The organism is Methylophilus sp. DMC18, assembly GCF_056314005.1.
Window position 1 is genome coordinate 425,296 of record NZ_JBQUZE010000003.1, and the last position, 24,006, is coordinate 449,301.

A 24,006-nucleotide genomic window follows, 5' to 3' on the forward strand; every position below is an offset into this window, starting at 1 on the left:
TCCCTGGGTTATGCCTATGCTTATGGGGTTACATCAATGCCAGTGACTTATCCAAAAAGTAGCTGGTGCGCTGTTTGAGCCGCATGCGTTTTTGCAGGATATCGGGTAGCTGCTCTGGTTTCAGGCACTGGATGATGTTGATGTCCAGCGCTTCCCTCAGGTCAAAGGTCTCGCCTTCTTCCTCAGGATCATCGTTGAGTATCTGCACGAAAGGCCTTAAGGGTTGCTGCGGGTTGGTGGAGACCACCGTCGCCAGTTGCTGATCAGATAGGCGCACTACACTGCCTGGCGGATAAATGCCCAGGCATTTGATAAAGCGGCGCAAAATGGTTTGGTCAAACTGGTGACGTTGCTGCGCAAACATCATGCTGAGCGCTTCGTAGGGCGTTTTTGCCAACGCCGGGTTAGAGGGGTTGCATAAGTTGTCATACACATTGGCGATGATCAGGATATGCGACAACGGATCAATCTGTTCTGCACGCAGGCCTTGCGGGTAACCGCTCCCATCGGCAAATTCATGATGCTGGGCAATCAGCGTCATGATTTTTTTTGGCACGGCCACCTCTTTGAGCATATTCAGGCCTAAGGCGACGTGGGTTTGATAAATCGCGACTTCGCGCAGGTTAAGGGGGTCCTTTTTTAACAGGATTTTGTCACTAATTTGCCGCTTGCCAATATCATGCAAAATGGCCGCCATGCCCAGTATCACCGCATCTTCATCGCTGATATTCAGGTTCTTGGCCAGGATCAGGCTGGCCACCAGGGTATTCAGCTCATGCTGGTAATGCTGATCGCCGACACGGTGTCCGCTCATGGCGTGGATCGCAATATCGCCCTCGGTCAGTGTGCTGCTGACCAGGTCTTGTACCAGAGTCTGAGCCAGTCCATAAGCCTGGTCAGGATGCTCGGTTGAGAGCTTCTGAATGTTTTTGACCTCGGCACTGGTGCGCATAAACTTTTGCTCACTCTCGTTGATGACTTGCTTGAGCACCTGTCGTTTCTGCTGAGCAGCATTGAGCGGCGTGGTTTCTTTGGCGGGTTCCGGCTCTGGGAACAACGCTTTTTTCACCAGAAACTCCACAACATTGGCATTTTTTTTCAGCGGGTGACTGGTACTCCGTCGCGGGTCATAGCGTAGCTGCTTGAGCCCCAGCGATTTGATCGTGTCAATTTGCGCATCTTCAGTGATCTTGAAGTTGCTGACCGAGAATGGATGATCCATCCAACCGAGATCAAGGTGGATATATAACCCCACTTGCAGTTGGTCTGGGCTAATGTAATAAGTGTCGGAGGCTTGATTATGCATGGCGTTTTATTTTTCTTTGATTGTTTAATGTTAACAGTTTTACAAAATCGTCCGCATTGACCGGGTAGGCGTACAGATAGCCTTGGGCTGTCTGGCACCCCAGTCGCTGTAAAAATTTTTCCTGCTCTTCTGTCTCTACGCCTTCAGCCACCACGGTAAATCCCAGCTGGGTCGCCATGGCGTAAATCGCACTGGTAATCGCAGCATCGTCCTTGTCGTTTGGCAGGTCTTTGACAAAGCTGCGGTCTATCTTGATCTGGTCCAGAGGCAACCGTTTCAAGTGTGAGAGTGAAGAGTAGCCGGTGCCAAAATCATCAATCGCAATGCTGATTCCCAACAGCTTGAGTTGATTGAAGGTGTCGACCACATGTTGCGTATGCTGCATCAAGGTGCTTTCGGTGATTTCAAGCTCAATGATGGATGGGTCACATTCGCTTTCCATCAGGATGCCGTAGACCGTGTCGGCAAACTTGCTTTTCATGATCTGCACAGCAGAGACATTAATCGCAATTTTCTTGAATTCCGGATGCTGTTGATGCCAGGCATGCGCTTGCCGGACCGACTGAGCGAGGGCCCATTCCCCTATGCTCAGAATCAGGCCGGTTTCTTCTGCCAGCGGGATGAATTTGGCGGGCGAGATAATGCCCTGTGTCGGATGCATCCAGCGGATGAGCGCTTCCGCGCCAATAATCATGCCTGTCTTGAGGTCAATCTGGGCCTGATAGAACATATTCAGCTGGTTTTTATTGAGCGCCTGCCGCAACTCGGTTTCCAGCTGGAAGTGCTCAACGGCGTCGCGGCTCAGTGCAGCGTCGTAAAACGCGACATGGTTTTTACCGTTGTTTTTGACCTGATACATGGCGAGGTCGGCGGCTTTGATCAGGCTCTCGACATCCTGCCCATCCTGCGGGTACATCGAGATGCCTATGCTGCCACTGACAAAAATCTGGTGGTGGTCAATATTGAATTCAACACGCAGGGCTTCCAGAATATCATGCGCTTTTTGTGACGCATCGGCCTTGCTGCGCAGGTTTTCCAGCATGATGATGAATTCGTCACCACCAAGGCGGCCAACGATGTCAGACTCACGGACGGCCTGACGCAGACGTTCGGTTACGCTCAACAATAACTGGTCGCCTGCATAATGCCCCAGGCTGTCGTTGATATTTTTAAAGCGGTCGAGGTCGATAAACAGAATGGCCGCTTGCTGCTCATTGCGGCCGGAGCGCTGAATCGCATGCGCGAACAGGTGATTAATCAGGCGGCGGTTAGGCAGGCCGGTCAGCGGATCGTGATTGACCAGAGAGTTCAACTGGCGTTGCGAACGTTTCATTTCCGAAATATCCGCAAACACGCCCACATAATTGGTGATGGCATTGGCGTGGTTACGCACCGCTGTGATAGTCATCCACTCGGTGTAGCTCTCGCCGTTTTTGCGGACATTCTCAATTTCCCCAGACCATTTGCCATGACGTTTGAGCGCACCAAACAAGCCGCGCGGACGCTGTTTGAAGATTTGCGGTTTGCTGCCCAGTACCTCTTCTTCTGCATAGCCGGTAATCAAGGTGTAACCCTGGTTGATCCCCACCAGCTCCCCGGCCGGGTTCACAATCATGATGCCTTCGGTGGTACTGTCAAAGGCGATTTTTGCCAGTTTGAGATGTTTTCCGGTTTGTTCGCGGTTGATGGCCACGCTCAAGGTGCGGCCGATGGCCATCAGTGAGCCCAGTTCTTGTGAACTGGTCGGCTCTGCATCAAAACAGCGTTCAATGACCATGGAGCCCCACCAGTCATCGTCCAGCATCAGCGGCACAATGACCAGGTTGACCGTGTCGTGCGACTTGAGCAGGGCGCGCTCGGCCTCTGGCAGGCTCAGGGCATCACACATAACCGGCTGGCCCTGCGCCAGCAGGGCATGCCAGCGTTGTAGTTCTGGCGTGAGGAAAGACACTTTTTCCCAGTGCTCATACGTGGCATGAAAGCCGTTCATGGCCCAATGAAACAGGGCCTTGGAGCGCATTTCTGTCTTGTTGCGCGTATGGATATTCTCATGCTGCAGCAGGGTGGCGCGACTGAATCTAAAGGACAGGCAGCATTGTTGCAGCACGTTTTCTGCCACCGTTTGCCAGCGTTCAGTCGAGTGCAGCATCCAGTCGCATGAGATCAGGGTATCCAGCACGGCACTGCGGTTGTTGAGTTGGGTTTGAATAAACTTTTGCTCGCTCACATCGCGAGCGACCGTGATCAGGTGGCTTGGAAGGTCTTCGCGGTCGTAGTAAGCGACTTTATGCACTTCTAGCGTTTTATGACCGCCTTGTGGCAAATGCACCAACTCTTCATTGTGGTAGGGCTGGCGCGTTTGCCAGACTTGTTGGTCTGATTTTTCGTGATGTTCAAAACTGTTGCGGAATACCGGGTGCAAGGTTTGCGCAATTTGACGGTTATTCAAAAACTCAAAGTCAAAATGGTTGATCTGGAAGGTGTTGAGCATTTGCTCGTTGGCCATCATCCAGCGGTTGTCGCTATCCTTAATGCAAATCAGGTCAGGGCTCATTTCGATCAGTGAATGCACGATGGATTGCATATGCAGCAACTGGTCGGTCAAGGTCTTTTCTTCTTCCTCCAGCATGAGGCCCACGGCGCGACGGGTGTGTTGCGGATAGAATAGTCTGCATTTGAAATCGCGCTTGAGGCCTTTGAGGGTAAGCGTGATGTTTAGCTCGGTTTTGCTTTCGCGCATGGCTTCGATGAGCACCTGACGTGTCTCTTTGGGCAATTCCTTGCCTATTGGTGCGAGCAGAGACAATGCCTGTTCGTTTGCCGCCAGGCTCACTGCACGGCGATTGATGGCCAGCATAGCCATATCGGGCATGGTGACGGCAAATGGCTGCAACCATGCTGTGCTATGATGATCAAAAACGGTGGGTAACATAATTCAGTCTGCTTGATTCCAGGCGTCTATCTGGGACGATTAAGTGGGTTAACGGCGCAGTTGGCGCTAAACTTTAGCGAGTTTCACTTGTGTTAATGAACGTCAATTTTATACATAAAATCAATCTGCTCAGGCATGGGTTAAGCGTGGTTTTAGGGCTGTTTGTCCTGATGACAAGCTGGGTGGATTGTGCGCAAGCGCACGAAGGTCATGAGGGCCATGCCGAGCAGGCACCCAACGCCCTGGCCGTCAGTGTCGCGCCCGAGGGTGCCGGCCGCATCTGGCTGGCTCAGGCCAGGCAGGGTCAGGTCTGGGTGTCTTTGCTGGATGCCACGGGCAAACCCCTTGGTCGGGAAACCGTGGTCAATCCGTTGCCGATGAAAGTGGCCGCCGATGGCGAAGCCAGGCCCAAGATTGCGGTTGGCCCCAATGGCCATCTGTATGTCACCTGGACCGAATCGCTGAAAAAGCCTTATGCCGGCTATATCTGGTTTGCACGCTCTACCGATGGCGGCAAAAGCTTTGAGGCCCCTTATATCGTGCACCAGCACCGCGATGAAATCACCCACCGTTTTGACAGTTTGCACGTGGCCGCCAATGGCACCATCACCGTGGCCTGGGTGGATAAACGTGATTTGCTGGCCGCCAAGGCTACGGGTAAACCGTATGATGGTGCTGCCATTTACTATGCGGTTTCAAGCGATCAAGGCAAAAGTTTTGCCCCAGAACAAAAATTGGCGGATAGCAGCTGCGAGTGTTGCCGGATTGCCATGACCAGCAAGCCGGATGGCACGGTGGCGGTCTTGTGGCGGCATGTCTTTGAGGGCAGTGAGCGCGACCATGCCATGGCCGAAATTGGTGGCACCGGCAAACCGGTGCTGGTGCGTGCCAGTTATGGTCACTGGAAACTGGATGGTTGTCCGCATCATGGTGCTGCGATTGCGGTTGGTGAAGGCTTTGGCTATCACTTGGCCTATTTTGATGGGGCTGGGGACAAGCCCGGTTTGCGGCTGGCGCGCATGGATGGCCAAGCCTGGGTGAGCTCACCGCCGAAACGGATTGGTGACCTCAAACGCAATGCCAGTCATCCGGCCTTGTTGAGCGTGGCCGATAAAGTCTGGCTGGCCTGGCAAGAGCGGGATAGCAGCGGTTTTGATATTGTGGGCATGGTCTCTGTGGATGGTGGCCGTACCTGGGGCACGCCCAGTGTCATGCTGCATAGCACGACAAAGCTGGATTACCCGCAATGGCTCAATTTACAAGGCCAGGTGTCGCTGGCCGTGAATACCAGTGATCAAGGCTTGAAAGTCCTGCCATTCGCAAAATAGCCAGCTCAAAAACGCTGTCATTTGATCTGGCGCTATTGAAAACGCAAAAACCCGCCGCATTATATGGGTATCCAGCCGCAAGCGTGCGGCGATACTTTAATCAAGAAAGGGTTTGCCATGCGTTTTGATAAACTCACGACTAAATTTCAACAGGCCCTGGCCGATGCGCAGAGCATGGCCGTCGGGGCGGATCATCCCACCATAGAAGCGCCTCACTTGTTGCTGGCCATGCTCAACCAGGACGACAGTGGGGTAGCGGCGCTGTTGTCACGCGCAGGCGCGCAAGTCAGCGCACTTAAAACCGGGTTGCAGCAAGCCATAGACAACCTGCCCAAAGTCAGCGAAAACAGCGGCGATGTCAGCGTGTCGCGCGACCTCAATAATTTGCTCAATGTCACTGACAAGCTCGCGCAAAAGAGCGGCGACAGCTATATTGCCAGCGAAATGTTCTTGCTGGCGCTGGCCGAAGATAAAGGCCCCACCGGGCAACTGCTCAAGCAACATGGCTTGAGTAAAACTGCACTTGAGCAGGCGATTAAAGCCGTGCGCGGCAATGATTCCGTCAACAGCCAGGAAGCGGAAGGCCAGCGCGAAGCGTTGAAAAAATACACGCTGGACCTGACCGAGCGCGCCCGTGCTGGCAAGCTGGATCCGGTGATTGGCCGCGATGACGAGATTCGGCGCGCCATTCAGGTTTTGCAGCGCCGCACCAAAAATAATCCGGTATTGATCGGTGAGCCCGGCGTGGGTAAAACCGCGATTGTAGAAGGCCTGGCGCAGCGTATCGTCAATGGCGAAGTGCCTGATTCGCTTAAAAACAAAAAAGTATTGAGCCTGGACATGGCTGCCCTGTTGGCCGGGGCCAAATACCGCGGCGAATTTGAAGAACGTTTGAAAGCGGTGCTCAAGGAGCTGGCGCAAGACGAAGGCCAGACCATCGTCTTTATTGACGAGATTCATACCATGGTCGGTGCCGGCAAATCTGAAGGCGCGATGGATGCCGGCAATATGCTCAAGCCTGCATTGGCCCGGGGTGAGCTGCATTGCGTGGGCGCGACCACGCTGGATGAATACCGTAAATACATCGAAAAAGATGCGGCCTTGGAGCGTCGCTTCCAGAAGGTGCTGGTGGATGAACCTAGCGTCGAGGCGACCATTGCCATCTTGCGCGGTTTGCAGGAAAAGTACGAATTACACCACGGTGTGGAAATTACCGATCCGGCCATTGTCGCGGCGGCAGAACTGTCTAACCGTTATATTACGGACCGTTTTTTGCCGGATAAGGCCATCGACCTGATCGACGAGGCGGCTTCGCGTATCAAGATGGAGATCGACTCCAAGCCGGAAGTGATGGATAAGCTGGATCGCCGACTGATTCAGCTTAAGATTGAGCGTGAAGCCGTGCGCCGCGAGAAAGATGAAGCCAGCCAGAAACGCTTTGGCCTGATTGAAGAAGAAATCAGCAAGCTTGAAAAAGAGTATGCCGACCTCGAGGAAATCTGGAAAGCGGAGAAGGCTGCCGTACAAGGCTCGGCAGGCGTGAAAGAGGCGATTGAAAAAATTAAACTGGAGATGGAAGCCGCCAAACGCAAAGGCGACTGGCAAAAAGTCTCAGAGTTGCAGTATGGCAAATTGCCGCAACTCGAAGCCCAGTTGAAGCACGCGTCAAGCGCTGAAGCGAGTGGCACGGTCAAACATAAAATGTTGCGTACCGAAGTCGGTGCCGATGAAATTGCTGAAGTGGTCAGCCGGGCCACCGGCATCCCGGTCAGCAAAATGATGACCGGCGAGCGCGAAAAGCTGCTCAATATGGAAAACAGCCTGCATGCGCGCGTGGTGGGCCAGGACGAAGCGGTTCGGCTGGTCTCGGATGCGATCCGCCGTTCACGCAGTGGCTTGAGTGACCCTAACCGACCATATGGCAGCTTTTTGTTCCTGGGGCCGACTGGCGTGGGTAAAACCGAGTTGTGCAAGGCGCTGGCCAACTTTCTGTTCGACAGTGAAGACCATCTGGTGCGCATAGACATGAGTGAGTTTATGGAAAAACACTCGGTCTCGCGTTTGATTGGTGCGCCCCCCGGCTATGTTGGCTATGAAGAAGGCGGCACGCTGACCGAAGCCGTGCGCCGCAAGCCTTATTCAGTCGTATTGCTGGACGAGGTGGAAAAAGCGCATCCGGATGTGTTTAACGTGTTGCTGCAAGTGCTGGACGATGGTCGCCTGACCGATGGCCAGGGGCGGACGGTAGACTTTAAGAATACCGTCATTATCATGACCTCTAACCTGGGTAGCCAGATGATCCAGAGCATGAGTGACCAGGATTATCAGGTGGTTAAACTGGCGGTGATGGGTGAGGTGAAGACGCACTTCAGGCCAGAGTTCATCAACCGGATTGATGAGGTGGTCGTGTTCCATTCACTGGGAGAAGCGCATGTGAAGTCGATTGCCAATATCCAGTTGCAATTGCTGGCCAAACGGCTGGCGGCCATGGAGATGCAACTCGACGTCACCGATGCGGCGCTGGCCGAAATTGCCAATGCAGGCTTTGATCCCGTTTATGGCGCACGTCCGCTCAAACGCGCCATTCAAAGTGAAATTGAGAATCCGCTGGCACGTGAAATCCTGGCTGGGCAGTTTGCGGCCAAAGACACGATACAGGTGGATTTTCAGGGTGGGAAAATGCAGTTCCGCAAAGCCTGAGTGTCAGTGCACTCATCTTGAGCGCAGCGTAGTCATCTGCATGCAGGCTGAACCTGTGGTGCAGGCAAAGGGTCATATTCGTATGACCCTTTTTTATTGTGCGGGTGTAAAATGGAGCAACTATGCGAGACTCACAAGCTTGGCGTTTGTCCTTGATCATTTTTTTGCTCGGTTTGATGAGCGGATGCGCGACACAACCACCGCAACCGGTGCAGATTGACCGTATTTCTCCCGAGCAACTCGCTGCGCTGGTGCCACCGCCGCAGTCGACGTTGAGTTTGGATGAGATTGTGACCATGAGCAAGCAGGGCAAGACGGATGCCGAAATTATTGATGCAATCAAGCAGTCGCAATCGCGTTATGCATTGACCCCTTCAGAGGTGCTGTCATGGCATCAAAAAGGTATTTCCAAAGGCGTGCTTGATTATATGCAGCAGGCGAATGCGCTGGCGCAGCAAAACGCCATCGCCGATGAGATTAACAAGCGTGAAAAAGCGCGCGCCGAGGCAGAAGCCAAGTTAAAGCGTGAACGGGATTATGCCCGGTTGCGCAGCATGGATCCCTGGTTTTACGGGCCAGGTTTTTACGGCGGCCCCGGTTTTTATGGTGGCCCTTGGGGACCCCGGCCCTATTGGGGCGGCGGCTGGCGTTACTGGTAAACTGACGCTGATTTACGGATAGATTGATGGATGCGACAACAGCACGAAACCCTCTCTATTAATGCCCAAGGTCGGCGTTTGTATGACATCACGCCGCAGGTATTGCAATGGGTGCAGCAATCCGGCATTCAGTCCGGCTTGTTGACGCTGTATATCCAGCACACTTCAGCCAGCCTGCTGATCAATGAAAATTATGACCGCGATGTGCTGGTGGACCTGGAAGCCTTTTTTAACCGGCTGGTACCGGATGGCGATGACCTGTTCATTCATACCGTGGAGGGCCCGGATGACATGCCTGCACATGTGCGTACCGCGCTGACACAAACCAGCTTGTCGATTCCTGTGCTACAAGGCAGAGTTGCCCTGGGCCAGTGGCAAGGCATTTTTTTGTTTGAGCATCGGCACCTGCCTGCCCGCAGACGCGTCCTCATGCATGTGATGGGTGAATAAGATTTTTGAGTATTTGATAGAAGTGTCGTATTGCCGTGCGTTATTCTGAACTGTTTTTATCTCTGACCTGTAGTTTCTTGGTGGTGGCTTGTAGCGAAGATGCGCCCAGCCAAGCGTCTACAGCGCTTCCCCTGCCACCCAGTGATGTGTCGTCCAATGATCTGGCGCCGCCAGCGGATGCGATGCCAGCAGCGGGGGGCACGCGCTCCGTGCAACTCATGCAGGTCTCTAACACCACGCTTACCATGTCGCAAGCTGAGCTCGACAAGTTGTATCTGGAAGCCAGGCAGCATGTGCGCGAGGCCGTGGATTCTTCAACAGAAGAACGGTACTAGGACCGCGCGCCGACCAGGACACCGGGGTGCGCAAGGCGGGCCAACGCCTAACGCACACTACTCCATTGCAGCGGATCAAACGGCACACTGTTGCGGCGCAGTTCGTAATAAACCCCATTTTCAGCATTGCCACCGCTATTGCCCACCGCGGCAATCGTATCGCCCGCTTTAACACTTTGCCCTGACGATTTGTACAAGGCCTCGTTGTTACCGTACAGGCTCATGTAGCCGTTGCCGTGGTCAATCACAATCAGGTTGCCAAAGCCACGCATCCAGTCGGCAAACACCACTTGCCCGCCCGCGACCGATTTCACCTCGCTGCCCTCCCTGGCGCGGATGAAGATGCCTTTCCAGCTTACCCCGGTCTCTGCCCGGGCCGTGCCAAAACGGTTGATCACATCGCCGCGCACCGGCAGGCGCAAGCGTCCCCGTAACTGGGCAAAGTTTTCCTTGTTGGCATTGTATTCAGGCAGCGTTTCGTTTTTGGCAATCACGGTGCTGCTTTGCGTGTCGCTGCCTGATTCATCGACTGTCGCTTGCGGCGTATGCTCAAACGTGCGGCCGCCAGATTTCTTTTTGCGCGTCGCCAGTTCGGCGGCTTTTTTAGCCGCTGCTTCTTTCTCGCGCTTGGCTTTCGCCAGCGCTTCCTGCTCACGTTTCTTGGCCTCGGCCAGCAAGCGCTGGAACAACTGTGACAGCGCTTCTTCGTCTTTTTTCAGCCGGACCATCTGCTGTTCTTGCGTTTCGATCTGTTTGGACAGCTCTTTTAACGCCTCGCTACGCAGTGATTTTTCGTTTTCCAGTTTTTGCGTGGTGTCGCTGTATTGGCTGGCCAGACGTTCGGTTTCGTGCAATTGTTCGGTGGTTTGCGTGCGGACGCGGTCTATGGCTTCCTGGTTAGTTTGCAGCGACTGAATCTGTTGCTGGTGCGCCGCCGTCAGATAGCCCAGGTATTTAAGATTGCGTGCCGTGTTGTTGGGGTCCTGTTGTTGCAACAGCATTTGCAGCGGGCTATGGTTGCCATGCCGATATTGCTGGTTTAGCTGCTCGTTGAGCGATTGTTTTTGCTGGTTGACCTGACGTTGCAGACCGTTGAGCTGCTTTTGCAAGTCTTGTAACTTGCTGCGGTTTTCCAGCTGCGCATCCTGAATCTCGCGCAATTTTTTGCGGGATGCGCTGATGGCCGTTTCCGAAGCCTTGAGCGCTTCATGTGCATCCTGTTTGGCCACGCGCGAAGCTTTCAGCGCATTGGCCAGTTGCTGAATTTTCTCTTTGACCTGTTCGAGATCGCCTTTGGTCGTTTCTGTTTTGTCCGCAGTCGCGGCCTGCGCTGGCAGGCTCACGGCGCCACAGAGCCAGAGGCCTGCCAACAGGCTAAAGCACTTGATCGCTGGCTTTGCCAGCTGCTTAACGAGGATCGGAGTCATGCACCTGAGTGGCCACTCAGGCCGCAGCATTCAATTGGATCAGCGACTGGCCGGTCATTTCTGCAGGTTGTGCGACCCCCATCAGCGATAACAAGGTCGGTGCAATGTCTGACAGTGCGCCGCCGCTACGAATCATCGCCTGGCGCCCAACGTAAATAAAGGGCACCAGATTGGTGGTGTGCTGGGTGTGTGCCTGCGCACTGGTGTGGTCAAACATGCTCTCGGCGTTGCCATGGTCGGCGGTAATAATCACTTCAGCGCCGGTTTTTTGGGCAGCCGCCACAATCCGGCCGACACAGGTGTCCAGCGTTTCTACCGCTTTAATGGCCGCTTGCAAGTTGCCGGTATGGCCCACCATATCGCCATTGGCATAGTTGCAGATCACGGCCTGATATTGCTGTGATTCAATGGCGGCGACCAGTTTGTCGGTGACTTCTGGCGCACTCATTTCTGGTTGCAAGTCATAGGTCGCAACTTTGGGTGAAGGCACCAGAATGCGGTCTTCACCAGCAAAAACGGTTTCTTCACCGCCGTTGAAGAAGAACGTCACGTGCGGATACTTTTCAGTTTCGGCAATGCGCAATTGCTTGAGCCCGAGCTTGGAGACGTATTCGCCAAAGGTATTGGGCACGGTGTAGGGCGCGAAAATCGGTTCTGCCAGCGTCTGGTTTTTGTCGTACTGGGTCAGCGTGAAATAGTGGCTAAAGCGTGGCACCCGGCTGCGCTCAAAGCCTGCAAACTGCTGGTTGAGCAGGGCATCGGTCAGTTGGCGGGCGCGGTCACTCCTGAAGTTCATGAACACTAGGCAGTCACCGTCTTCCATACGCACGGGGGCTTCGTCAGCCGCGCGAATTGCCGTGCACTTCACAAACTCGTCGCTTTCATCGCGGGCGTACGCTTGCTGCAAGGCGGTCAGGCTATCTGCCGCCACATATTCGGCTGTACCATTGACCAGCAACTCATATGCCACCGAGACCCGCTCCCAGCGCTTGTCGCGGTCCATGCCATAAAAGCGGCCGCCCACAGAGGCCACCCGGCCAACGCCCAGCTGCTGGAGATGGTCTTCGAGCGCTTGCAGGTAAGGCTGCGCGCTTTTGGGCGGGGTGTCGCGGCCATCGAGAAAGGCATGCACATACACCTTGCTCAGGCCCTGTTGCTTGGCCATTTCGAGCAGGGCGTGAATATGCGGCTGGTAGCTATGCACGCCGCCATCAGACAGCAGGCCCAGGATATGCAGCGCTTTGTCACTGGCTTTGAGGGCCTGCATGGCATTGACCAGGGCGGGTAACTTGAAAAACTCACCACTGCTGATGCTGTTATTAATACGCTCAAAGTCTTGAAAGACAATGCGTCCCGCCCCAATATTCAGGTGACCCACTTCAGAATTGCCCATTTGGCCGTCTGGCAGGCCGACATAGTGTTCGGATGCGTTGATCAGGCTGTGGGGGTAAGTGGCTTTGAGCCGGTCGAGGTTGGGCGTGTTTGCCTGTAAAACAGCATTGTGTTCGCGGGTCTCGCTGTGGCCAAAACCATCGAGGATCAGCAATATGACAGGTTTGATAGACATGGCTAACAATCTTTAAAAGTGATGACGAAATGTCGGATTGATGAATTCGTCTATTATAATCGCAACCGCTGGTCACGCCTACCCAAGCGGCCAGTCTCCTGAAGACCGCACACCGGTCGTCATAACCCAACAAAGTGAGTAACGCTGTGGAATTTTTAAAACATAATGTGTTGTTAATCGGACTGGCGGTGGGCTCTGGCCTGGCGCTCATCTTACCCATGCTGAGCCGTTCTGCGGCGGGGGCAACTGTGCTCTCAGTCACTGAAGCCGTGATGCTGATGAATAGAAAATCTGCTTTGGTACTGGATGTGCGCGAGGCGGACGAATTTGCCCAGGGGCATTTGCAGGGTGCGCGCCATATTCCGCTTGCGCAACTGGCTGACCGCATAAATGAAATTCAAAAATTCAAGGAAAAGCCGGTGTTGCTGGTTTGCCAGCGCGGCAGCCGCGCCAACGCCGCCGCCAAATTGCTCAAGGCACAGGGCTTTACCACGTTGAATGTGCTCAAAGGTGGCATGGCCGCCTGGGTGGAGGCCAAGATGCCAGCCACCAAGTCATCCACTTGAAAGGAATCATGATGGCAAAAGTAGTGATGTATACCTCGGCAGTCTGCCCTTATTGCATCAATGCCGAACGGTTATTGAAAAACAAGGGCGTGACCGAAATTGAAAAAATTCGTGTCGATTTGCAGCCAGAGTTACGGGCCGAAATGATGGAAAAAACCGGCCGCCGTACGGTGCCACAGATTTTTATTGGCGAGCACCATGTTGGCGGCTTTGATGACTTGCATGCCCTGGATGTGCAGGGCGGTCTGGACCCGTTGCTGGCCGCTTGAAGTGACCTGTCCGCTGTCATAAAAAACCCATAGTCAGGCCAGGGATGTCCGGTTAGAATAGCGCCTTTGTGTATTGATAATTTTAAGGACGATTCATGGCTCAGGAACCACAAAACCAAGCGGACCAAAACGCAGCACCGATTTTCAGCATCGAAAAATTGTATGTGCATGATGCTTCTATCGAAGTGCCTAATGCACCAGCGATTTTCACCGAGCGTACGACGCCACAGATCAATGTAGAACTGGGTAATACGGCACAACAGGTTGAAGATGGTATTTTCAACGTCTCCATCAAAGTGACTGTGACCGCGAAAATCGAAGATAAAACCGCATTCCTGGTAGAAGTGAACCAATCCGGTATTTTTGCCATCCGCAACGTGCCACAAGAAAACATGGAGCCTATCCTGGCGGTGGCTTGCCCTAACATCTTGTTCCCTTATGCACGCGAAGCCATCTCCGATATGGTTACCCGCGCTGGCTTCATGCCCGTGTTGTTGAACCCGATCAACTTCGAAGCCTTGTACCTGCAACAGCAGCAACAAGCTGCGCAAGCGGCAGGCGCCCCTAACTAATTTCGTCTCACTTTGTCAGTCACCGCAGACAGCACGCGGTGACTGATCAGGATCCATCCAAATGAGTAAAGTTGCCGTTCTTGGTGCAGGTGCCTGGGGTACTGCACTTGCCATGCATATTGCCTTGCAGCACGAGGTGGTGTTGTGGGCGCGTAATAGCGGGCACGTTTCTGGCATGCGCAAGGCGCGTGCCAATCCGCTGTATCTGGGCGACTTTGCTTTCCCTGAAAAACTCTCGGTAGAGGATGATCTGGCTGCAGCGATTGATGGCGCCGATTTGATTTTATCCGTGGTGCCTACGGCGGGTTTCCGGCCGATTTTGCAGCAACTCAAAAGTCTGGGCATACAACAGCCCTTGATCTGGGCCAACAAAGGCCTGGAGCCGCAAACGGCAAAACTGCCTTTTGAAGTGGCGCAAGAGGAGTTGGGCGCAGAGTATCCGTGGGGCGTGTTAAGCGGCCCCAGCTTTGCCGCCGAACTGGTGCGAGGCCTGCCAACGGCAATTACACTCGCCGCCAATCACCGCGAGCTGGCACAGCAATCAGCACAGCTGATTCATGGCGGCTGCTTGCGTGTCTACGATAGCGTCGACGTGGTCGGCGCTTCGGTGGGTGGGGCGGTTAAAAACGTGATGGCGATTGCTGCCGGTATCTCTGACGGCATGGGCTTTGGTAACAATGCGCGCGCTGCCATGATCACGCGGGGCTTAGCCGAAATCACCCGCTTTGGCATGGCGCTGGGTGCCAAGGCCGAGACCTTTATGGGCTTGGCGGGGGCAGGCGACTTGATTCTGACCTGTACCGGCCAATATTCGCGTAACCGTGAAGTCGGTTTGCAACTGGCTTCTGGCAAATCATTAGAGAGCATTCTGGCGGGATTGGGCCACGTGGCAGAAGGCGTCAACACTGCGCGTGAAGTCATGCGTCGTGCCGAAACCATAGACGTCGAAATGCCCATCACTTTTGAAGTCAATCAACTACTCACTAACCAGAAAACGGCGCAAGCAGCCGTCAGCGCCTTGTTGGGTCGCGGTCAGCGACAAGAGTCCGTCTAGGTTTTTTGCCAGCGGCTTGATCAGCCAAGCACAGAGGCCTGAGCCGTATAGACCCGCACACTTTCCTGCTCATTGGCATCGTTACGTGCCACGAGCGCAATCGCTTCGGTATCAGGGCTCAAATTGACTGGTTGATGCGGCACCCCTGCCGGAATGAAAATAAAGTCGCCCGCTTGATTGGTGCAGGACTTGCTCAAATTTTCACCATAAAACGTTTGCACTTCACCCTTTAGCAGGTAAATCGCCGTTTCAAAGCCTTGATGGTAATGCGGTTGCGCTTTGGCCGCTGGCGGGATCACCACGATATTCATCGAAATGCCACAGGCCCCCGCGGTCATTTGAGAGATGCCCACATAATTGGGCAGGTGCTGAATGGTATCTATGCTGTGTTCAGGGCGCACAGTCACGATTTCACTGGTTAAGTTTAATTGAGGATCTTGCATCTGTGGCGCTCGACAATGTGAAAGATTCACAAAGTCTAACAATAGCGCAGGCAGGGAGGCAAGCCGGGAATCGGCGGCCCCATGAAAAAGGGCACCCGACGGGTGCCCTGAATCTGTATTGCCTTGAATTTGTATTACCAGGACCGGCTTATTCGATAGCCAACAACTCAACCTGAAACACCAACGTCGCATCCGGGCCAATCACCGGGCCGCTGCCGTTTGCGCCATACGCCAGGTGCGATGGGATAGTCAGCTCAAACTTGCTACCTACGTTCATCAACTGCAAGCCTTCTACCCAGCCTGCAATCACGCCAGTCACCGGAAACACAATCGGTTCGCCGCGCTGATAAGAGCTATCAAACACCGTGCCGTCGGTCAGTGTGCCGTGGTAGTGGACTTTGACACGGTCGCTGGTGGTAGGCTTGGCGCCATCGCCTGCGACCAGTTGTTTATACTGCAAGCCACTTGCTGTTGTGGTTACGCCTTCTTTTTTCGCATTGTCTGCCAGATAGGCTTCACCTGCCGCCTTGTTTTTCGCGTGGGCAGCCATCTGTCTGGCCTGGCTCTCTTGTTGTACTTGTTCCACTGTGCTGCGTTTTTCGTCGTCGGTCATGCGTGAAGCATTGCCGGCCATCACATCGCTCACTGCCAGCGCCACGGCCGCAGCATCCAGCTCCAGGCCGTCATTTTGCAATTGGTGAGCCATATTTTCGCCGACGATATAGCTCAGGCGTTGAGTGAGGGTGTTTAGAGTAGTCATATGAATTCTTTCGTGAGATGAGTATGCCGCGCATATGCGCCGCGCCATTCGCCATTATGGCGGAGAATGACAGATAAAACAAAACCCGCAGAAGCGGGTTTTGTTTGTGAGAATGCTTGTTAGGGCATTTCAACTTCAATGCCAAGGTGAGGCTAGGCGTTGAAACATTTACGACGCAGACAGTACATGAAGTACGGCAAGGACTAAATGTCAAAACTAACGACGCATCACCGATGCAGGGAAGATTGAAATGACATCATGCCGCGCCACTGTTTTGTATGGTCGGCAATGATGTCATCCAAGCAAAGGCTACATCATACCGCCCATGCCACCCATGCCGCCCATATCACCACCCATTGCTGGTGCATCTTCTTTAGGCAGTTCAGCCACCATGCAGTCAGTGGTCAGCATCAGGCCAGCCACAGAAGCCGCGTGTTGCAAGGCAGAGCGGGTCACTTTAGTTGGATCCAGTACGCCCATCTCAACCATGTCGCCATAGGTTTCGTTGGCTGCGTTGTAACCATAGTTGCCTTTACCGGCAGCCACGTTGTTCACCACGACTGATGGTTCAACGCCAGCGTTCTGGGTGATCTGACGCAGTGGCTCTTCAACCGCGCGCAGAACGATCTTGATACCGGCTTCTTGATCCAGGTTGTCACCTTTCACTTTGGCAATCGCTTCGCGGGCACGAATCAATGCCACACCACCGCCAGCCACAATACCTTCTTCAACCGCAGCACGTGTCGCGTGCAATGCATCTTCCACGCGGGCTTTTTTCTCTTTCATTTCGATTTCAGTCGTCGCGCCAACCTTGATCACGGCAACACCGCCAGCCAGTTTGGCCACGCGCTCTTGCAGTTTTTCACGGTCGTAGTCGCTAGAAGCTTCTTCGATTTGTGTTTTGATTTGAGTGATACGGGCCTTGATCGCTTCTTCGTTGCCAGCACCGTCAATGATGATGGTGTTTTCTTTGCCCACTTCGATACGTTTTGCTTGACCCAGATCGTGCAGTTGTACGGCTTCCAGTTTCAGGCCCACTTCTTCAGAGATCACAGTACCGCCAGTCAGAATCGCGATGTCTTCCAACATGGCTTTACGACGGTCACCAAAGCCTGGGGCTTTAACTGCAGTCGTTTTCAGGATACCGCGGATGTTGTTCACTACCAGGGTTGCCAGTGCTTCGCCATCGACATCTTCAGCGATGATCAGCAATGGACGGCCAGCTTTCGCTACTTGCTCCAAGGTTGGCAGCAAGTCACGGATGTTGGAGATTTTTTTGTCGTGCAACAACACGAATGGGTTGTCCAGCAACGCGATTTGGCGCTCTGGGTTGTTGATGAAGTATGGAGACAGGTAACCACGGTCAAACTGCATACCTTCAACCACATCCAGCTCGTTGCTCAGGCCTGAACCGTCTTCAACAGTGATCACGCCTTCTTTACCCACTTTGTCCATTGCATCCGCAATGATCTGGCCAACAGAGGCGTCAGAGTTAGCAGAGATCGCGCCAACTTGGGCGATTTCTTTGCTGGTAGTACAGGGTTTGGATTGTGCTTTCAGGTCAGCTACAGCAGCTTCAACCGCTTTGTCGATACCGCGCTTCAGGTCCATTGGATTCATGCCCGCAGCCACAGATTTCATGCCTTCGCGGATGATAGCTTGTGCCAACACAGTTGCAGTCGTTGTACCGTCACCAGCGATGTCATTGGTTTTAGAAGCGACTTCTTTCACCATCTGTGCACCCATGTTTTCGAACTTGTCTTTCAGTTCGATTTCTTTAGCCACAGACACACCATCTTTAGTGATGGTTGGCGCGCCAAAAGAACGCTCCAATACCACGTTACGGCCTTTAGGGCCCAAAGTTACACGAACAGCGTTAGCCAATACGTTAACGCCATTTACCATTTTTTGGCGAACGTCATCACCAAATCTTACGTCTTTAGCTGCCATTTAAATTCTCCTAAATTATAAATGTGTGGGATTGAGTTGCGAGTGATTACTCAACAATCGCCATAATGTCTTCTTCGCGCATCACCAACAGCTCTTCGCCGTTGACTTTCACTGTTTGGCCGGAGTATTTGCCGAACAATACTTTGTCGCCGACTTTCACGTCCAAAGCGATAGCCTTGCCGTTGTCATCTTTTTTGCCATTGCCAACTGCCTGAACCACACCTTGGTCTGGTTTCTCTGTTGCACTGTCAGGGATCACAATGCCAGAAGCAGTAGTGCGCTCTTCAGCAGCGCGTTTAACAATTACACGGTCGTGCAACGGACGAATGTTCATGAGATTCTCCTTGGAGTTTTCCTAAAGTGTTATAGGGATAACGTTAAAACTAAAACAATCAAAGCGGTACGCATTTTAGCACTCGCGCACCTTGATTGCTAATTTGGGGCGGGATTTTTTGATTTCAAGGGCTAATACATAAAAATTTTATGGGTTTTTGTCGTTTGTAATTCAACTTGAGATTTTTGTAATTTAGGTGGAAAGCATCATTTCAATAAAATCATACATTTAACGAACTTGTTAAGTTGAACATTCCAATCAAAGAAGTTTTTTGGATGATTTGAGTATAAGGGCCAGACTTTAGTCAGTCCCGCTTGAATGATGGGTGAGGCCTACAACTATCAATAGCCCAACCAACGAAATATAAGAGTAAGAACGTCGGGAGCCCCAAAAGAACATAAGCACCAACCCATGAGATGTTTTGTAATTTTGAGGACAGACCGATTTCATGAATACCTGCCATTTGAAGGGCTATGGGAAGCTGTAAAAAAACGTACTGTCCTTTAAGATCACCCTCTGCTGAAAAAGCAACCGCAAAGCACACAATGATTATTACTGCATAGATTAAACAGAGCACTTTTCCGATTCGGCTCATAGTCTTATAGCTCTAAAGTTTAAAATCAGGGGGTGCCAGCTTGCTCTGGCGATCCATTGGGTTGTATTGTTGGGCGTCATCGGTTAGCGCTCCAGTAGCACCCGCAACATGCGCTCGGGGTTGGCCAAAAAATCCCGCGTAACTTGAAAGTGCTCAGTCTCTTCGTATGCGACCTGTTTGATGCCCTCTTTGTCGCAAAGATATATGACTGCTTCGGGATACGCCAAAAGGATAGGCGAGTGCGTGGCAATGATGAACTGAGACTTTTCGAGAACAAGATCGTGTATGCGTGACAGCACTGCAAGTTGGCGCTGTGGCGAAAGCGCCGCTTCTGGCTCGTCGAGGATGTAGATACCTTGCCCCCCAAAGCGCTCGTTCATGAGCGTCAAAAATGACTCTCCATGTGACTGCTCGTGCAACGAGCGACCTCCGTAGGAATTGATGACTGGCGGACCTAGCGATGGGGCTGCATCGAGGTTTTCAATTTCTGTTGCGACGTTGAAGAAACTCTCTGCTCGCAAAAAGAAGCCGTCTCGAGGAGGCCTTATGCCTTTTGCGATGCGCAAGTATTCGTGCAAGTCGGAGTGCGAGCGACGCGTACCGAAACGGAAGTTTTTCGTTCCACCCTCAGCGTTAAAGCCCATAGAAACTGCAACTGCTTCGAGCAGTGTCGATTTGCCGGAACCGTTTTCACCTACAAAGAATGTCACCTCCGGGTGCAGTTCAATTTGTTCAAGTGATCGTACCGCCGGTAGGCAAAAGGGATACTTTTCGAATGACTCGACCTTCTCCCTTAGCAACGTGACTCGGCTGACGTACTGGGTTGAGATCATGACGCCCAACGTTTGAAGTAAGGGGCTGGCGACATTGGCGACTCAACCCCCGTTATTAATAAACATTTCATAAAAGAACCTTTTCGCCAGTCCCGCTTGACTGTTGGGTTGGGCTATGACTCATAATGCATTTAAGCTTTCAATTTCTGCACTCATGCGAGACAAGAGTGCTCGTGCCTCATTAATCCCAATACCAGTTCTCGTTTGAAACTCTACCGAAGCAATCGCATCAGGGCCATTGATTATTTCGTTAAGTGCATTCGTGATTAGTACAAGCTCTTGAGCACTTAAATTTAGGGATATGGCTTGATGTCTCATTCTATTGACGCCTAACAGTAATTATAGAGGCCCATGGGTCTCTATATTAAAAATAGGATATTTGATATACATGGCTGAAGTTCCTTGCTCCCTCTTGGTTTTGTTATTTATGCGTCTGTTTATTGAATTATTAATATAGAGACAGAACGCTACCGTTTTACTGATTTTAGACTAAAGGATCAAACTTCCAACTTATGCTGGGTTAGATCTAAAGTTAATTTGCAAACAGCCTGCTAACTCTCAGCTTAAGTCGAGGCCCGTGCTACCCAGCCACGAAATGCCAAGCCGACATAGAAGGTGCTGATTTCAGTAAAGCCTGCTTTTCGCATGAGCGCTTCGTCTTGGTCTGGCGAAAGGATAGGGAGCTGTTTACCAATAGACTCCGCCGCTGTTTTCGCTTGCTCCCGATCTACTCCTGATGAGATTGCAAACTCAGCACATCTGGATAGCCATAGTTCACGCTCTGCAGGACCCTGAGGAATGCTGTAGTGCATTGCGACAAAAACGCCTCGAGGCTTTAACCGTGAATGAATTTCGCACAGTGTCTTCAAGCGTTCAGCTTCGGGGATGAAATGTAGCGTGAGGAGGCAAGACGCCGCATCGAATGGCCCCATTGGAGCCGCTTCGATGTAACCATTGTGTAGTTGAACTCGAGAGGCCAGCGGCCCAAGTGAAGTCTTGGCCAAATTCAACATTTCGGCAGAGGGATCCACGCCGTCAAATTGCCAGCCAGGAAATGACTGCGCGAAGAGTTTAAGTTCCATTCCTCCGCCGGCACCAACCACCAACACTCGCCCTTCAGGTGGCGTGCTCTCAGCCAATAAAATAGCCGACATACGGTGTACGTCAGTCAGGCCGGGGACACGTCGGGTTGCGTTCTCTGCATAGCCGACAATCGCTTTTGGATCCGAGAAAGATGACATCTTTGTTTCCCTAAAAGGTGAGCTCTGCGCAAAAAAGGCCTAACGTTAAAAGTCGGGGGAGCCGTTAGGGAGGCCGCTTAGCATTTCAAAAACGACGCGAGCGCTGTTGGCGTCGCCTTGAACAACCGGTTACCCTTATTTGCTCGGCCAATTCAACATCGCTACATTAACCATCCTTTTGAGTTGTTCTTGAGTGGCGCCATTGACCGCTTGCACTGACATTCCTTGATGTAGAGTAGCTAAATATTTAGATAAATCAACGGCATTTACGTCAGGCGATAAATCACCTTCCAGTTGTGCCAACTCAAATCGCTCAGTCAACAAGCCCTCATAATGTTTTCTATACTGAATAAGCTGTTCTTTGATGATCTGTGCGCCTTCACCGCATGAAAGGGCGCCTTGCACGATCATGCATCCCTTGGGATGTGCTTCACTAGTTAGAAACTCCGCGCTACTTAATAAAAACTTTTCTGCGACTTTGCGCGCTGTTGGCTCTTTCATCACCATCCTCACAAATGAAGCTGGACCGGAGACATACTTAGAAAGCGCTTGCCTAAACAATTCTTCCTTATTGCCAAACGCAGCATACAAACTTGGCTTATTCACACCGAGCGTGGAGGTTAACTCGGCCATTGAGGCGCCTTCATAGCCCCTTTCCCAAAAGACTTTCAAAGCCTTGTCCAGGATCACCTCGTTATCAAACATTTTGGGGCGACCTCGTGTCTTTTTTAACTCTTCAGTCATCTCAATTTTCTTCACTTAAGTAATTTATACCAATTGTTACAAAAAAATGTTGACAGAGCAAATTTTGTTGCATAGTATTTATGTACCGATTGGTATTTATATACATAACTGTTAAACCGTAAAGAGGTGAAAAAATGAATGCAGTGAATAAACTTGGGACAGCATTGATCACAGGTGCATCAACTGGGATTGGGGCTGTGTATGCAGACCGACTAGCAAAGCGAGGTTATGACTTGATTTTGGTGGCACGTGATCAAGCAAAGCTGCAAAAAGTAGCAGATGGGATTAAGAGCACATCTGGAAGTCAGGTAGAAATCATGCCGGCCGACCTGACCCTCAAGGCTGATTTATTAAAAGTCGAAACACGCTTACGGGAAGATAGCAGTATTACCCTGCTGGTGAATAACGCAGGTGGTGGTGCGTCTACGACGTTGGTTGAGTCTGATATGGATGCGATGGAGACCATGATTCAATTGAACATCACCGCGCTCACACGACTCTCCGGCGCAGCTGCCAAACGATTTTTTGCTGAAGGCAAAGGTGCCATCATCAATGTTGCCTCAGTGCTTGCCTATATTCCTGAAATGTTCAATGGCGTTTACAACGCAACTAAGTCTTATGTGGTGATGTTTAGCCAATCCATGCAGCATGAACTTGGTGACAAAGGGGTGCGCATTCAGGTGGTATTGCCTGGCGCGACCGATACGCCGTTCCTGGACAAAGTGAATATGCCAGCAAGTCACTTGCCGCCTGAAATGGTGATGAAAACTGATGATCTGGTGGATGCCGCGCTAAGAGGATTTGATTTGGGCGAGGTGATCACTATTCCCTCTTTGCCAAATATTGAGGATTGGCAAGCATTTGAAGCGGCAAGAAAAGCATTGGGGCCGCATTTGTCATTAGCTAAACCAGCGAATCGTTACCTGAGCTAATCACCGCGGGCTAAACATCTATTTGACTGAACAGGAGATATTCGTGAATAAAATTTTAAGATCATTGTTACTCATCGCCACTACCTTATCTATCATAGAGTCAGGCACGGCCTTGGCTGCAGATAAACTGGAAACAGCGGCCACAAAATTTGTAGAGGCCAATGGCATTAAATTCTCTTACCGCACTTTAGGCCCTCAATCAGGTACTCCATTAGTGCTCCTTCAGCACTTCACTGGCAATATGGATGCCTGGGATCCGGCAGTAGTGAATGCCTTGGCCAAGAATCGTCCAGTGGTTGTGTTCAATAACAGAGGTGTTGGTGCTACGAATGGAGTGGTTGCCGACAACATCGCACAAATGACCACAGATGCTTATGCGTTTATTCAAGCGCTGGGCTATAAGCAAGTGGATGTGTTGGGGTTTTCGATGGGTGGGTTTGTTGCTCAAGAACTTGCTGCGCAACATCCAGAACTGGTTCGAAAAGTGATTCTCGCCGGGACTACCCATCAAGGCGGTGGCAATCATCTGATGAAAGTATTGGGTGAGGCCTTTTCGAGAGCCAATGCGCCAGATCCACGCGACTATTTGTTCTTCTCGCAAAGTGAAGCAGGGAAGCAAGCCGCCGCTGCATTTTTGTCTCGCGTGTATGCCAGAAAAGAAGGGCGTGACCCTGAAAGTGGCAAGGAGATTGCAGATGCACATGGCAAGGCCTTAATTGTATGGACGAGCACACCTGATCCTGAATTCAAAACGTTAAAAGCCATTCAACAACCGGTTTTGGTAGTGACGGGGAGCAATGACACCATGTTACCAACCGAGGGTTCGATTACCCTATATAAGCAGCTTAAAAACGCGCAATTGCTGTTATATCCAGACTCCAATCACGGTTCGATTTTTCAGTACCATGATTCGTTTGTAAACACAGCTGAGTTCTTTCTGAGTCACTAAGCGAACACTGGCCGCAACGAGTCTAGGCGGTGTGGCCAGTATTCCTAATACGCCTAAGTC

At 52.0% G+C, this 24,006-nt stretch carries 23 protein-coding genes; 11 read left to right on the forward strand and 12 right to left on the reverse strand.

The genetic code is table 11. The features are described from left to right. Nucleotides 1-28: 28 nt before the first annotated feature. Nucleotides 29-1,306: an HD-GYP domain-containing protein gene (locus ACT53G_RS09050; RefSeq protein ID WP_476169206.1), complete on the reverse strand. Its 1,278-nt coding sequence runs from the start codon at nt 1,304-1,306 to the stop codon at nt 29-31. Next, entirely contained in the window at nt 1,299-4,238 is a 2,940-nt protein-coding gene (locus ACT53G_RS09055) for an EAL domain-containing protein (RefSeq protein ID WP_476144267.1), read from the reverse strand. The genes ACT53G_RS09050 and ACT53G_RS09055 overlap by 8 nt, the downstream gene beginning before the upstream one ends. 95 nt (nt 4,239-4,333) lie before the next feature. Here ACT53G_RS09055 and ACT53G_RS09060 point away from each other — a divergent pair, with 95 nt between their 5' ends. The 5 genes from ACT53G_RS09060 (at nt 4,334) to ACT53G_RS09080 (ending at nt 9,710) form a co-directional block, all read left to right on the forward strand. Continuing rightward, nucleotides 4,334-5,566, forward strand: coding sequence for a sialidase family protein (locus ACT53G_RS09060; RefSeq protein WP_476169207.1), 1,233 nt, complete (start codon nt 4,334-4,336; stop codon nt 5,564-5,566). A 117-nt stretch (nt 5,567-5,683) separates the two neighbouring features. Continuing rightward, nucleotides 5,684-8,266, forward strand: a complete 2,583-nt coding sequence (gene clpB / locus ACT53G_RS09065; RefSeq protein ID WP_338655148.1) for an ATP-dependent chaperone ClpB — start codon at nt 5,684-5,686, stop codon at nt 8,264-8,266. A gap of 122 nt (nt 8,267-8,388) precedes the next feature. Next, nucleotides 8,389-8,925 (forward strand): hypothetical protein, encoded by a 537-nt coding sequence (locus ACT53G_RS09070; RefSeq protein WP_194748574.1) that lies wholly within the window; start codon nt 8,389-8,391, stop codon nt 8,923-8,925. 30 nt (nt 8,926-8,955) lie between these two features. Next, a complete protein-coding gene (locus ACT53G_RS09075; RefSeq protein WP_194740530.1) occupies nt 8,956-9,375 on the forward strand; it encodes a secondary thiamine-phosphate synthase enzyme YjbQ in 420 nt (139 codons plus the stop codon). Between the two features lie 35 nt (nt 9,376-9,410). Then, nucleotides 9,411-9,710: a hypothetical protein gene (locus ACT53G_RS09080; protein ID WP_313987334.1), complete on the forward strand. Its 300-nt coding sequence runs from the start codon at nt 9,411-9,413 to the stop codon at nt 9,708-9,710. 47 nt (nt 9,711-9,757) lie between these two features. Here the strand turns inward: ACT53G_RS09080 and ACT53G_RS09085 are convergent, their stop codons facing one another. Next, nucleotides 9,758-11,137 (reverse strand): murein hydrolase activator EnvC family protein, encoded by a 1,380-nt coding sequence (locus ACT53G_RS09085; RefSeq protein ID WP_194748572.1) that lies wholly within the window; start codon nt 11,135-11,137, stop codon nt 9,758-9,760. A 16-nt stretch (nt 11,138-11,153) separates the two neighbouring features. Then, on the reverse strand, nt 11,154-12,704 hold the full coding sequence (gpmI, locus tag ACT53G_RS09090) for a 2,3-bisphosphoglycerate-independent phosphoglycerate mutase (RefSeq protein ID WP_476169208.1): 1,551 nt from the start codon (nt 12,702-12,704) through the stop codon (nt 11,154-11,156). Between the two features lie 146 nt (nt 12,705-12,850). Between gpmI and ACT53G_RS09095 the strand changes: the two genes are divergently transcribed. From ACT53G_RS09095 to ACT53G_RS09110, 4 genes are all read left to right on the forward strand, one after another. After that, the gene (locus tag ACT53G_RS09095) at nt 12,851-13,270 is read left to right on the forward strand and encodes a rhodanese-like domain-containing protein (protein WP_194748570.1); all 420 of its coding nucleotides are present in this window, start codon (nt 12,851-12,853) and stop codon (nt 13,268-13,270) included. An 11-nt stretch (nt 13,271-13,281) separates the two neighbouring features. Next, nucleotides 13,282-13,539 (forward strand): glutaredoxin 3, encoded by a 258-nt coding sequence (gene grxC, locus ACT53G_RS09100; protein ID WP_194748569.1) that lies wholly within the window; start codon nt 13,282-13,284, stop codon nt 13,537-13,539. 95 nt (nt 13,540-13,634) lie between these two features. Beyond that, the gene (gene secB / locus ACT53G_RS09105) at nt 13,635-14,111 is read left to right on the forward strand and encodes a protein-export chaperone SecB (protein WP_194748568.1); all 477 of its coding nucleotides are present in this window, start codon (nt 13,635-13,637) and stop codon (nt 14,109-14,111) included. Nucleotides 14,112-14,172: 61 nt separating this feature from the next. After that, nucleotides 14,173-15,165 carry an NAD(P)H-dependent glycerol-3-phosphate dehydrogenase gene (locus ACT53G_RS09110; RefSeq protein ID WP_275356178.1) on the forward strand — a complete coding sequence of 331 codons (993 nt, stop codon included), beginning with the start codon at nt 14,173-14,175 and terminating at the stop codon, nt 15,163-15,165. Between the two features lie 20 nt (nt 15,166-15,185). On the opposite strand, the gene ACT53G_RS09115 is transcribed toward ACT53G_RS09110, so the two are convergent. The 8 genes from ACT53G_RS09115 to ACT53G_RS09150 all read right to left on the reverse strand — a co-directional run bounded on the left by ACT53G_RS09115 (nt 15,186) and on the right by ACT53G_RS09150 (nt 22,065). After that, nucleotides 15,186-15,608 (reverse strand): cupin domain-containing protein, encoded by a 423-nt coding sequence (locus ACT53G_RS09115; protein WP_476169209.1) that lies wholly within the window; start codon nt 15,606-15,608, stop codon nt 15,186-15,188. 148 nt (nt 15,609-15,756) lie between these two features. Further along, the gene (locus ACT53G_RS09120) at nt 15,757-16,368 is read right to left on the reverse strand and encodes an FKBP-type peptidyl-prolyl cis-trans isomerase (RefSeq protein WP_313987319.1); all 612 of its coding nucleotides are present in this window, start codon (nt 16,366-16,368) and stop codon (nt 15,757-15,759) included. Nucleotides 16,369-16,677: 309 nt separating this feature from the next. Further along, nucleotides 16,678-18,318, reverse strand: coding sequence for a chaperonin GroEL (gene groL, locus ACT53G_RS09125; RefSeq protein WP_194748563.1), 1,641 nt, complete (start codon nt 18,316-18,318; stop codon nt 16,678-16,680). A gap of 46 nt (nt 18,319-18,364) precedes the next feature. Then, entirely contained in the window at nt 18,365-18,652 is a 288-nt protein-coding gene (locus tag ACT53G_RS09130) for a co-chaperone GroES (RefSeq protein ID WP_194748562.1), read from the reverse strand. A gap of 678 nt (nt 18,653-19,330) precedes the next feature. Continuing rightward, the gene (locus tag ACT53G_RS09135) at nt 19,331-20,080 is read right to left on the reverse strand and encodes an AAA family ATPase (RefSeq protein ID WP_476169210.1); all 750 of its coding nucleotides are present in this window, start codon (nt 20,078-20,080) and stop codon (nt 19,331-19,333) included. Nucleotides 20,081-20,200: 120 nt separating this feature from the next. Then, entirely contained in the window at nt 20,201-20,398 is a 198-nt protein-coding gene (locus tag ACT53G_RS09140; protein ID WP_476169211.1) for a hypothetical protein, read from the reverse strand. Between the two features lie 245 nt (nt 20,399-20,643). Next, nucleotides 20,644-21,321: a class I SAM-dependent methyltransferase gene (locus ACT53G_RS09145; RefSeq protein WP_476169212.1), complete on the reverse strand. Its 678-nt coding sequence runs from the start codon at nt 21,319-21,321 to the stop codon at nt 20,644-20,646. Between the two features lie 135 nt (nt 21,322-21,456). Beyond that, entirely contained in the window at nt 21,457-22,065 is a 609-nt protein-coding gene (locus ACT53G_RS09150) for a TetR/AcrR family transcriptional regulator (protein ID WP_476169213.1), read from the reverse strand. 134 nt (nt 22,066-22,199) lie between these two features. On the opposite strand from ACT53G_RS09150, the gene ACT53G_RS09155 reads away from it, so the two are divergent. Next, complete coding sequence (locus tag ACT53G_RS09155) at nt 22,200-22,997, forward strand: SDR family NAD(P)-dependent oxidoreductase (protein WP_275356173.1); 798 nt, start codon at nt 22,200-22,202, stop codon at nt 22,995-22,997. A 43-nt stretch (nt 22,998-23,040) separates the two neighbouring features. Continuing rightward, nucleotides 23,041-23,946: an alpha/beta fold hydrolase gene (locus ACT53G_RS09160; protein WP_476169214.1), complete on the forward strand. Its 906-nt coding sequence runs from the start codon at nt 23,041-23,043 to the stop codon at nt 23,944-23,946. The last annotated feature ends 60 nt before the right edge of the window (nt 23,947-24,006 follow it).